The organism is Oceanicola sp. S124, from assembly GCF_000220565.1.
Lineage (GTDB): Bacteria > Pseudomonadota > Alphaproteobacteria > Rhodobacterales > Rhodobacteraceae > Pseudooceanicola.
On the sequence record NZ_AFPM01000338.1, the window covers coordinates 1 to 2,191 of the forward strand.

2 protein-coding genes and 1 pseudogene are annotated in these 2,191 nt (G+C 71.6%); all 3 read left to right on the top strand.

From position 1 onward, the window contains the following. Window positions 1-920, top strand: a 920-nt coding sequence (locus OS124_RS27715; protein ID WP_010142456.1) for a hypothetical protein, incomplete at its 5' end; no start/stop codon positions are given. Between the two features lie 37 nt (window positions 921-957). Then, window positions 958-1,734, top strand: a complete 777-nt coding sequence (gene nagB, locus OS124_RS0123230; protein WP_010142457.1) for a glucosamine-6-phosphate deaminase — start codon at window positions 958-960, stop codon at window positions 1,732-1,734. Next, a pseudogene (locus tag OS124_RS0123235) lies at window positions 1,727-2,191 on the top strand (amidohydrolase family protein); the annotation flags it as partial. The gene nagB and the pseudogene OS124_RS0123235, both read left to right, overlap by 8 nt.

Below are 2,191 nucleotides of genomic sequence, written 5' to 3' on the forward strand. Positions count from 1 at the left end.
GGTCTCCGGCCTCGGGCAGGATCAGCGAGGACGCCTTCGGCTTCCGCCTGACCCGCTCGGGGTTCCACCTCTGGGTGATCGACGGGGCGACCTCGCTGGCCGGGGAACCGGCGCGCTACCGCCCCGACATGACCGATCCGGCCTGGTTCGCCCGCCGCCTGTCCGCCGGGATCGCGGGCAGCGTGCTGCATGCCCCGCTCAGCCCCGCCCGGCTGGCGACACTGGTGCAACAGATCGAGACCGATTACATGGCGCGCTGTGCGGGCAGGGTGGCCGAACAGGACTACCCGCTGGCGGCGCTGACCTACCTGCATGTCCGGTCCGACCGGCAGGGCTTTTGCCTGAGCCGCCTCGACCATGCCGATTGCTTCGCCGAGATCACCTCGGCGCGCCGCCCGTCCCGGCACCGTCCCGGCTTCGCCATGCCCGCCGTGGCGCCCTACCGCCCGCTGGACCTTTCCGGCGCGCGGGGAGAGGCGATGCGGGCGCGCCGGCTGGCCCAGATCCGCGACTGCGCCAGTACCGCCGTCACCCTCCATCCGCGCAGCACCGCCACCGGCACGACCGCTCGACAGATCCTGCGCGGCCCCGCGCGCTTCATCGCCGGGTCCGACGGGCTGGAGCGCTATGCCGCCGCCTATGGCCTTGGCCCGATGGCCGATATCTCGGCACTGGCGGCCGAGGGGCGGGCCCTGGAGGCGCTGGTGCGCCTGCGTGCCTGGGAACGGGCCAACAGCGCACATCAGCGCGAGGTGAAGACCGCCGACGACGTGCTGCTGCTCAGCGGCGAGATCGGTTCGCGCGCCGGGTCCGGCCTTGCCGCCCTTCGCCGGGTCGAGCGGCCCGGCGTCACCCTCTGGACATCCCCGCCCGGCGGCGTCTCTCTGCGCCTCGGGCAGGGGCTGCACATCGGCCCCTGAGGGCCACATTCGCTGACTTACCTGGGAGTCTCCCGCAATGAAGATCCTGATCCACGACAGTGCCGAGGCGGCGACCTCGGCGGCGGCCCGCGATATCCTGTCGCTGGTGCGCGCGCGGCCCGCCTGCCGGCTGGGCCTTGCCACCGGCGGCACGATGGAGCCGGTCTACGCCGAACTGCGCAGGGCGGCGGCGGAGGTCTCGTTCCGCGCCGTGACCACCTTCAACCTCGACGAATACGTCGGCCTGTCGCCCGAGCACCCGCAGAGCTATCACCGCTACATGGCAGAGCAGCTCTTCGACCATATCGACATCGACCGGGCCAATACCCATGTCCCGCGCGGCGATGCCGCCAGCCCCAACACCGAGGCACGCGACTATGATGCCCGGATCACCGATGGCGGCGGGCTGGACCTGCAACTGCTGGGGCTGGGGGCCAACGGCCACATCGGCTTCAACGAGCCCTTCTCCAGCCTCGGGTCGCGTACCCGCGTCAAGACGCTGGCGCGCAAGACCCGCGACGACAACGCCCGTCTCTTCGCCGAGGGCGAGGTGGTGCCGACCTATGCGATCACCATGGGCGTGGGCACGATCATGGAGGCGCGGCAGATCCTGCTGGTCGCCACCGGCGCGCACAAGGCCGAGGCCGTGGCGGCAATGATCGAGGGGCCGGTCAGCGCCGCCTGTCCGGCCTCGGTGCTGCAGTTCCATCCGCGCGTCACCGTTCGGCTGGATGGCGGGGCCGCCTCGGCGCTGAAGGGCCGCGATTACCTCGATTTCGTGCATCCGAACGCAGAGGAGGTCGACCTTGGCTGACCGCATCATCCTGCGCGCCGGCGCGCTTCACGACGGTTTCGGCGGTGCGCCACGCCACGACCGCGCGCTGGTCATCGAAGAGGGCCGCTTCGTCGAAGAGCTCGACGGGGCGCGGGCTGCCGCGCTCGGCGGGCAGCTGATCGAGGCGGAGGTCGCGGCGCCGGGCTTCATTGACCTGCAGCTGAACGGGGCGGGGGGCGTACTGTTCAACGATGCGCCGCTGCCTGAAAGCCTGCGAACCATGGCCGAGGGCGCGCGCCGGGGCGGCACCGCCTATTTCCTGCCGACCTTCATCACCGACGCGGGCCGGAAGTACCTGCGCGCGATGGAGGCCGTCTGCGCCGCCGCGCCGCAGCTGCCCGAGGTGATCGGGCTGCATCTGGAAGGGCCCTTCCTGTCGCCCGCGCGCCCCGGTATCCATCCCGCCGACTGCATCCGGCCGATGGCCGATGAGGAT